The sequence below is a fragment of the Pantoea stewartii subsp. stewartii genome, assembly GCF_008801695.1.
GTDB lineage: Bacteria > Pseudomonadota > Gammaproteobacteria > Enterobacterales > Enterobacteriaceae > Pantoea > Pantoea stewartii.
Genome location: NZ_VZPF01000118.1, coordinates 1 through 9,269, shown reverse-complemented (window position 1 = coordinate 9,269; position 9,269 = coordinate 1). Strand labels below are relative to the sequence as shown.

Annotated in this window: 8 protein-coding genes and 2 pseudogenes; 3 read left to right on the top strand and 7 right to left on the bottom strand. The window is 56.2% G+C overall.

Features of this window, described 5'->3' with window-relative positions:
- A partial coding sequence (locus tag F7Q90_RS23415; protein ID WP_151160719.1) for a transposase domain-containing protein occupies positions 1 to 97 on the top strand: 97 nt, incomplete at its 5' end.
- A gap of 31 nt (positions 98 to 128) precedes the next feature.
- Positions 129 to 554 (top strand): annotated as a pseudogene (locus F7Q90_RS23410) (GGDEF domain-containing protein); the annotation flags it as partial.
- On the opposite strand, the gene mrdA reads toward F7Q90_RS23410, so the two are convergent.
- From mrdA to F7Q90_RS23375, 7 genes are all read right to left on the bottom strand, one after another.
- Entirely contained in the window at positions 551 to 2,434 is a 1,884-nt protein-coding gene (gene mrdA, locus F7Q90_RS23405) for a penicillin-binding protein 2 (RefSeq protein WP_006118243.1), read from the bottom strand. The pseudogene F7Q90_RS23410 and the gene mrdA sit on opposite strands and share 4 nt — an antisense overlap.
- Before the next feature lie 205 nt (positions 2,435 to 2,639).
- A complete protein-coding gene (gene deoD, locus F7Q90_RS23400) occupies positions 2,640 to 3,353 on the bottom strand; it encodes a purine-nucleoside phosphorylase (RefSeq protein ID WP_006118242.1) in 714 nt (237 codons plus the stop codon).
- A gap of 33 nt (positions 3,354 to 3,386) precedes the next feature.
- Positions 3,387 to 4,610, bottom strand: coding sequence for a phosphopentomutase (gene deoB, locus F7Q90_RS23395; RefSeq protein ID WP_006118241.1), 1,224 nt, complete (start codon positions 4,608 to 4,610; stop codon positions 3,387 to 3,389).
- A 93-nt stretch (positions 4,611 to 4,703) separates the two neighbouring features.
- On the bottom strand, positions 4,704 to 6,032 hold the full coding sequence (deoA, locus tag F7Q90_RS23390; RefSeq protein WP_006118240.1) for a thymidine phosphorylase: 1,329 nt from the start codon (positions 6,030 to 6,032) through the stop codon (positions 4,704 to 4,706).
- 59 nt (positions 6,033 to 6,091) lie between these two features.
- On the bottom strand, positions 6,092 to 6,871 hold the full coding sequence (deoC, locus tag F7Q90_RS23385; protein ID WP_006118239.1) for a deoxyribose-phosphate aldolase: 780 nt from the start codon (positions 6,869 to 6,871) through the stop codon (positions 6,092 to 6,094).
- Positions 6,872 to 7,102: 231 nt separating this feature from the next.
- Complete coding sequence (locus F7Q90_RS23380) at positions 7,103 to 7,876, bottom strand: metal-dependent hydrolase (protein ID WP_006118238.1); 774 nt, start codon at positions 7,874 to 7,876, stop codon at positions 7,103 to 7,105.
- Positions 7,873 to 8,922: a patatin-like phospholipase family protein gene (locus tag F7Q90_RS23375; protein ID WP_006118237.1), complete on the bottom strand. Its 1,050-nt coding sequence runs from the start codon at positions 8,920 to 8,922 to the stop codon at positions 7,873 to 7,875. The genes F7Q90_RS23380 and F7Q90_RS23375 overlap by 4 nt, the downstream gene beginning before the upstream one ends.
- A 173-nt stretch (positions 8,923 to 9,095) precedes the next feature.
- Here F7Q90_RS23375 and F7Q90_RS23370 point away from each other — a divergent pair.
- Positions 9,096 to 9,269 (top strand): annotated as a pseudogene (locus F7Q90_RS23370) (IS630 family transposase); the annotation flags it as partial.

Here is a 9,269-nt window from a genome sequence, read left to right as displayed (position 1 = left end):
GACGTGGTTGCGTTACGTCATCGGTCATATACAGGACTGGCCGGTGAACCGGGTCCGCGATCTGCTGCCATGGAAGGTCGAGCTTCCCTCTGCCTGAACGTCAATACGGTCTGAATGCGACGCTTACCATTATTCAGCGCATCAGCGACACACTGACGCGAACCCCCGCCGCTCTGATCATTCTTGATATCGATTTTTTTAAACGGATTAACGACGAATATGGCCATCCCACCGGGGACAAAGTGATCTGCGAGCTGGTGCAACGTATCCAGCGCAACACACCGGACATTGCCAGCATCGGGCGCATTGGGGGGGAAGAGTTCACGATTATGCTGCCGGATACGTTCCTTGGGGAAGCGGTGATTGTCGCCGGGGCGATTCTCGCCTCACTGAACGCGTCTCCCCTGGATGCGTTGCCCGAGCGGCTGGTCACCGCCAGCCTGGGCGTGAGTTGGGGCGCGGCGGGCTCCCACTTCGAAGCGCTTTATACGCATGCCGACGCCGCACTCTATGATGCTAAAAAGCACGGACGTAACCGGGTATTTTTCCGCTAGCGGGCCGGACGCTGGGCAACCTCAACGGGCGGCGGCGTGGTGGGCGGCAGGAAAATATGATCGAGAAGCTGCCGCATTACCGGCGCGGCCAGCACGCCTTCGCTGCCCCCATTTTCCAGGATCAACGCCACAGCCACCTTAGGATCGTTAAAGGGGGCGAAGGCGGTATAAAACGTATGATCGCGCAGCCGCACCGGGATCATTTTGGCATTGTAGGTCTGATTTTGTTTCAGGCTGAATACCTGCGACGTTCCACTCTTGGCAGCAATGCCATAAGGCGCGGTGTGGAAATACTTGTAGCCTGTGCCATTCGGCGCGTTAGCCATGCCAAACATCGCGTGACGCACCAGCGACCAGTAAGGGGAATGCGGATCACCAATCTGCGCCTGCGGCAGTTTCGGCTGGTAAAGCTGCACGTGGTTGCCAAGCTGCGATTTCTCCAGCAGGTGCGGGGCAATGACTCTGCCATTGTTAATCAGCGCCACCAGCGCCTTTACCATCTGAATCGGCGTGGCAATCCAGTAGCCCTGACCAATGCCGACTGACACCGTATCGCCCTGATACCAGGGTTTCTTATGCACTTTCATCTTCCAGTCACGGCTGGGCAGCAGTCCGTTGTACTCTTCATTCAGATCGATGCCGGTGGACTGACCGTAGCCAAATTTACTGAGCATGGTGTGAATACGATCGATGCCCATCATAAACGCCACCTGATAGAAGAAGGTATCCGCCGACTCTTCGATCGCTTTAGTGACATCCAGCGTACCGTGACCGCTTTTTTTCCAGTCGCGATAGCGGCGGTCAGTACCGGGTAATGTCCAGGTGGGCCCGCCAAAAAAGGTGGTCTGTGGCGTAATGACGTGCGTGAGCAGCGCCGACATCGCCATATAGGGTTTTACCGTTGAGGCCGGCGGATACAGGCCCTGCGTGACACGGTTGATCAGCGGTAAATTTTTATCCTGCAGCAGCTTTTTGTACGCCTGATAGCTGATGCCCTTTACGAACGGATTGGGATCGTAGCTGGGGCTGGAAACCATCGCCAGCACTGAGCCGTCATGGGGATCTTCGACCAGCAACGCGGCGCGCTGCCCGACCAGCAGGCTTTCCGCGTACTGTTGCAGATGCAGATCCAGCGTCAGCGTAATGTTCTTTCCCGCCACCGGCGGCACTTCTTTCAGCACCCGGACAATGCGCCCGTGGTTATCCACTTCCACTTCCTGATAGCCGGGTTTGCCGTGCAGCAGGGATTCGTAATAGCCCTCAATCCCCTGCTTACCGATGTTATGGTCGGCAGCATAGTTTTCAGCGATGCCCTCTGCGTTCAGCCGCTTGTAGTCGTTATCGTTGATTTTGGAAACATAGCCGATCACATGCGCGAGATCGGCCCCATAGGGATATTCCCGGTCCTGATAGGTATCAATGCTGACGCCGGTAAAACGGAACTGGTTAACCGAAAAACGCGCCACCTCTTCGTCTGTGAGTTCCTCTTTGAGAATGACGGGCTTATAGCGGCTGGTCTGATGCAGATCGTGCTGAAAGCGCTCAATATCTTCCGGGGTCAGATCAACCAGTGGCGTCAGTTCTTGCAACAGCGCCTTCATGTCCTCCACTTTGTACGGGGTAACCGTGATGTCATACCAGGTCACGTTGCGCACCAGCGGGATCCCGTTGCGGACAAAGATCAGTCCGCGCGTGGGCGCAATGGGGATCATTTTGATGTCATTCTCGTTCGAGCGCGTCTGATAATAGCTGTGGTCGCGGACCTGCAGGCGATACAGGTTAAAACCCAGGATGCTAAAGCACAGGCAAACCAGTACAAACGCCATAGCGGCACGGCGGACAAACAACTTCTCTTCAGCGTCGAAATCACGGAAATTCATCAGGCAGGTATTTTCTGTATGGCGTGTTGTTATTAATTGTTCGGCTTCATGATAGTGACATCAGCCCGTCGTGCCAGCGCGAAGATGCACAAGCCTGATGAAAAGTGTGTCATTTAGTGAGAATGTTGCGAAATGGAAAACGGGAGAGGATCATCCGGCCGCAGATGCGCAGCCGGATGAAGGGGCCGATCAGCCACCGTGGGGATTAATCACCCAGCAGCACCGACTCCAGCGCGATTTTAATCATGTCATTAAAGGTGGTCTGGCGTTCTGCAGCCGTGGTCTGCTCGTGAGTACGGATATGGTCAGACACGGTACACATGGTCAGCGCTTTCGCGCCAAATTCAGCGGCTACGCCGTAGATGCCTGCGGCTTCCATTTCCACACCCAGAATGCCGTACTTCTCCATCACGTCGAACATCTGCGGATCGGGCGTATAGAACAGATCGGCCGAGAAGATGTTACCGACGCGCGCCTCGACGCCCAGGTTTTTGGCCGCATCCACCGCGTTGCGCACCATGTCGAAGTCCGCGATAGCGGCAAAGTCATGGTCTTTGAAGCGCATACGGTTCACTTTGGAATCGGTGGATGCCCCCATGCCGATCACGATGTCACGCAGTTTCACATCGGGACGCACCGCACCGCAGGAGCCCACGCGGATGATTTTCTTCACACCGAACTCGGTGATCAGCTCTTTCGCATAGATAGAGCAGGACGGAATGCCCATGCCGTGGCCCATAACAGAGATTTTGCGGCCTTTATAGGTGCCGGTGTAACCCAGCATGCCGCGCACGTTGTTGACCTCAACGGCATCGTCCAGAAAGGTTTCTGCGATGTGTTTCGCACGCAGCGGATCGCCCGGCATCAGTACGACGTCAGCGAAATCACCCATTTCTGCGTTAATGTGAGGAGTTGCCATGATTCTCTATCCTTTTTAAAAATTTCGCTGTTTTTACAGCATGTTCTTGCCGTAGTCCATGGGGGACAGGTCAAAATAGTGTGCAATCGTCTGGCCGATATCCGCGAAGGTATCGCGGTAACCCAGCGATCCCGGCTCGACCTTCGGGCCGTAAATTAAGATCGGAATATGCTCGCGCGTATGTTCCGTGCCTTGCCAGGTCGGATCGCAACCGTGGTCGGCGGTGAGGATCAAAATATCATCCTCTTTGACCAGCTCCATCAACTCTGGCAAGCGGCGATCGAACAGCTCCAGCCCGCCTGCATAGCCTGCCACATCGCGACGATGGCCCCAGGTAGAGTCGAAGTCTACGAAGTTGGTAAACACAATCGCCTGATCCGGCGCGGTTTTCATTTCCTGGATGGTGGCATCAAACAGCGCATCCAGTCCGGTGGCTTTGACTTTTTTGGTGATGCCCTGCTCCGCGTAGATGTCGGCAATTTTACCTACCGAAATCACATGACCGCCCTTCTCATCCACCAGCTTCTTCAGCATGGTAGGCGATGGCGGCTCCACGGCCAGATCGTGACGGTTACCGGTGCGCTCAAAGCTGCCGGCTTTGTCACCCACGAACGGGCGGGCAATCACGCGGCCAATGTTATAACCGCCTTCCGTCAGCTCCTCACGCGCAATTTCACACAGCGCATACAGGCGATCTAAGCCGAAGGTTTCTTCATGGCAGGCAATCTGAAACACGGAATCCGCCGAGGTGTAAAAAATCGGCTTGCCCGAAGCCATGTGTTCTTCACCCAACTGGTCGAGAATGACCGTACCGGATGAGTGACAGTTACCGAGATAACCCGGCAACTCCGCCCGCTCAACCAGTTTATCCAGCAGTTCCTGCGGAAAACTGTTCTCTTTATCGCTGAAGTAGCCCCAGTCGAACAGAACAGGCACACCGGCGATTTCCCAGTGGCCTGACGGCGTATCTTTACCGGATGAGCGTTCGCTGGCGTAAGCGTAAGCGCCTTTTATCTCAGCTTCAGGGTCCAGTCCCGGCGGGAAACGCCCGGTAGAAAGCTCGGCCGCTTTGCCCAGACCTAACGCGGTCATATTCGGTAAGTGCAGCGGTCCTTTACGGCCCTGATCCGCTTTACCGTTAAAACAGGCTTCTGCGATATGACCTAACGTATCGGAACCTGTATCGCCGAATTTGTCGGCATCTTTGCTGGCGCCGATTCCAAAGGAATCCAGCACCATAATAAAAGCACGTTTCATGCCAGTCTCCTGCGCTAACGCGCGCGACAAGTCAAAAAAAGCGATCAGATCAGTATACCCGAATCGTCTCCGGTATACAGTCTGTTATCCGCGTTATCCCGCTTCAGTCACACGGCGATAAACCACCGGTGTGGTCGCCGGGGCGCTGTCCCCCAGAGTGATGGCCGCTTTGACACCGGCGGCGGCCTGCTGCCAGTGCGCTTCGCTGCTGGCATGAATAACCGCCAGCGGGCGTGAAGCGTCCACCCGCTCGCCCAGCGTGATCATGTCGCTTAAGCCCACGCTGTAATCAATGGCGTCGCTGGCGCGCTGACGTCCACCGCCCATCGCAACCACCGCCATGCCTAACGCGCGGGTATCCATCTGCGTGACGTAACCTGCGCCATCGGCATAAACCGCTTTGCTCATCACAGGGGCTGTGAGGTAGCTGTCGTAGCGCTCAACGAAATCGGTTGGGCCACGTTGTGCCGCCACCATGCGGGCAAATACCTCTGCGGCTTTGCCGTTATCCAGCACGGCGAGAAGTTGTTCACGGGCGTCGGTTTCGTTAGCCGCCAGTTTGCCGGAAATCAGCATTTCGCTGCACAGGGCCAGCGTCACGTCCAGCAGGCGCGGATTGCGCTGCTCACCCGTCAGGAAGCGCACGGCTTCGCGCACTTCCAGGGCATTGCCCGCCGAGGAAGCCAGGACCTGATTCATATCTGTTAGCAGCGCCGTGGTACGGCAGCCCGCGCCATTCGCCACGCCCACAATGGCCTGCGCCAGACTCTCAGAGGCTTCCCAGGTCGGCATAAAGGCGCCGGAGCCGACTTTGACATCCATCACCAGCGCATCCAGGCCTTCGGCCAGTTTTTTTGCCAGGATCGAAGCGGTAATCAGCGGAATGGAATCCACGGTGGCGGTGATATCGCGGGTCGCGTAAAAACGTTTATCCGCCGGTGCCAGCGAGTTAGTTTGCCCGATGATGGCCACACCAACCTGTTTGATGGTCTGGCGGAAATGGTCATCGCTGGGGAAAATGTCAAAACCGGGAATCGCCTCCAGCTTATCCAGCGTACCGCCGGTATGGCCCAGTCCGCGTCCGGAGATCATCGGGATATAGCCGCCACAGGCCGCCACCATGGGTCCGAGCATCAGCGAGGTCACATCGCCCACGCCGCCCGTGGAGTGCTTGTCGACCACCGGCCCGTTCAGATTCAGTGAAGCCCAGTTCAGGACGGTGCCGGAATCCCGCATCGCCATGGTCAGCGCAACGCGCTCCGGCAGTGACATATCGTGGAAATAGATGGTCATTGCCAGTGCGGCAATTTGCCCTTCGGACACGCTGTTATCGCGCACCCCGTTGATGAAGAAACGAATTTCGTCTTCAGTCAGCGCCTGGCCGTCACGTTTTTTTCGAATGATTTCTTGTGCGAGGTACAATGTCGCCCCCTTACGTCAGGGAAAGAGGAGAAGAGGCGGCCGTGAGCCGCCCGGATGAATCAGTAACCCGACTTGCTGGTGTCGCTGCTGTGCCCAAGCGTGTTGAGCAGATTTGCCAGCAGGCTGGAGGCACCAAAACGGAAATGGCGGGCATCGGCCCAGTCGGCACCCAGCGTGTCATCCGCCAGTTGCAGATAGACAGCGGCATCTTCAGCGGTGCGAACGCCGCCTGCCGGTTTGAAGCCAACCTGCATTTTCACACCTTTGTCGCGGATGACGCTCATCATGATCTGCGCCACTTCCGGCGTGGCGTTGACCGGCACTTTACCGGTTGAGGTTTTGATAAAGTCAGCCCCGGCATCAATCGCAATTTCAGAGGCCTGACGAATCAGCGCTTCCTGCTTCAGTTCGCCGGTTTCGATAATAACCTTCAGTAAAACGCCGGCTTCCGCACAGGCGGTTTTGCAGGCCTTGACCAGATCAAAGCCGACCTGCGCATTGCCTGCCATCAGCGCGCGATAAGGGAAAACCACATCCACTTCATCAGCGCCGTAAGCGATGGCGGCACGGGTTTCGGCCAGCGCAATCTCAATATCGTCATTGCCATGCGGGAAGTTGGTTACGGTGGCAATGCGCACGTCAGGCGTGCCCTGCTCACGCAGCGTTTTACGCGCAACGGGAATGAAACGCGGATAAATACAGATGGCAGCGGTGTTACCCACCGGAGATTTCGCCTGATGACAGAGCGCGATCACTTTCTCGTCGGTGTCATCCTCGTTCAGCGTGGTTAAATCCATCAGTTTCAGGGCGCGCAGGGCCTGCTGTTTAATATCGGTCATGGTGATCTCCAGAACATCGGGTAAACGTTCGCCCACCCTTAAATGTGATAATATTAACAATTATAACGACCATTTTTTGTGCACCAAATCACATAAAAGTATGAAACGGCTGCAAAAACTCAGCGATAATTTAGATTATCTGCAAAGTATGGCGCAAGGCAGCCAGTATAATTCAGCCACAGGGATGTTACTATTATAACATTTCACCAGGACACGATGTGACGGCGGGGATTATGCAAGCGAAAACAGCGCATGACTGTTGTGCCATAACGCGTCGGCGATTTCGGCGGGCGGCTCGTCGCGCAGTTCACACAACACCTGCCAGACTAAAACGGCGCGCTCGGGTCGGTTTGGCTGGCCCTGGTAGCCGTTCAGCGGCATATCAGGCGCATCGGTTTCCAGCAGCAGCGACGAGAGCGGTAAACGGGCAATCGTCTGCCGGGTTTTACTGGCGCGGGGATACGTAATCGTGCCGCCTACGCCAATCGCATAGCCGAGCTTAATAAACGCCTGCGCCTGCTGCAGGCTACCGGCAAAACCGTGTACGACGCCGCGCCGTGGCACAGCCTGCCGACGCAGATGCAGTGCCAGCTGATCGTGCGTGCGGCGCGAATGCAGGATCACCGGCAGATCGTAACGTTTCGCCAGCTTCAGTTGCGCATCCAGGAAACAGGTTTGCTTATCAAACTGCGGATCGTCCCGATAGAGATCCAGGCCGATCTCACCGAGGGCCACCAGCTTTGGGGGCCGCTGTTGTAACAGGCTTTCAAGCTGAGCGAGGTGCTGCTCCTCGTGCTGCTCCGTCACAATCGGATGCAGGCCGAGTGCGGCATATAACGCGCGGTGCTGCCGGGCTAACTGACAAACAAGGTCAAAGCGCCCTGCCTCGACCGATGGTACAATAATTTTTTCTACGCCCGCGTCCGCAGCCTGGCGCAGACTGACGTCGGCCGCGTCCACAAACGGCGGAAAATCAAAGTGACAGTGGGTATCAACGAACCTCATGTCAGCGGACCCTCGCCATAAGTGCCATCGTTGCCGGTCAGCGGGATGACCGGAGCGATATCCCCCGGCTCATTTGCCACCGGCGCAGAAGGGACCACAATATCCAGCCCTGTGTGGGGCTCGGCATCGCTCAGCCATTGCCCCAGCGTGGCAATAAAGTAGCGACCACAGCGGCGCCCCAGATGGTAATCCTGATTCAACGCGGCAATACGACTGCCCAGTGCGTTACTGGCTAACACGCGCGGCGGGAAGATTTCGATGATACGTAAATCACCCGGCGGCTTTTCAATAAACTGCTGGGTTTCGCGATAGGTCTGCTCGTGATGGTGCAGAATCTTGATCATTGGCTGCAGCGCCCCGCCGCTGAACCAGCGTTCCATACGGGTCACCCAACGGGGCACATCGAACATCTGCGACGGCACGGTACGGATGACCACAATGGTATCGGCCCCGCGTTTTGCCGCTTCGCGCACGGGAATCGCATCGCTGACGCCGCCATCCAGATAGCTTATGCCCTCCAGATCCACGCCCAGACGGTAAAAGCCCGGAATGGCGCTGGAAGCCTTAATAATATCCAGCCAGTTACTGGCTGTGGGGGCAAAGTAACTGGGGGCATAATCATCACTGCGACAGGCGCACATGTAAAATTGCCGCCCCGAAGCAAACAAGGTTTCTGCGCTGGTCATGGCCAGTGGAAATTCGCTGCGGGTGATATCAATTAACCAGTCGAGATCGATAAGATTACCGCCGCGCAGGAAACGCACGGGGTCAAAGAACAGCTTACTGGTGGTATAGCGGGTAATCACCCGACGTGCATAGCCCGGCTGGCCGCAGACATAAGCGGAAAGGTTCTGCGCACCAGCAGAAGAGCCTAACAGCAACTGAAAGGGATTGAATTTTGCCCGCTGGAACTCATCCAGAACGCCTGCTGTGAAAATGCCGCGCTGGCCGCCGCCCTCGCACACTAAGGCAATTTTGTTGGCTTTAAACGGTGTGAGTGCAAGGGGTTCAATGGCCCCGAGCGTCACGGGAATACGTATACCCAATGTACCGACCTCAGAGTGGGATCCCGAAATACGAATGAAGAGAATGCAGGGAGTTAATTGTGGGTCGATACTAAATAACTGCTCGGAATAGTAGATCACTTAGAGGGAACTCAGTCCGGTTTATGCGATCTGATCAATCGCTGAATATCCCAAATCACCAGCCGGACTGAGCAATGTCGATCATAGCACCAATACCCAGAACCGAACGACGCCTGATGCAGAAAACTATCCATAAAACAAAGGACAAAAACCACGCCCGGCGGCTCACCGCCATGCTGATGCTGCATCGTGGTGACACCGTCAGTCATGTTGCCAGAACACTCTGCTGTGCCCGCTCATCGATTGGT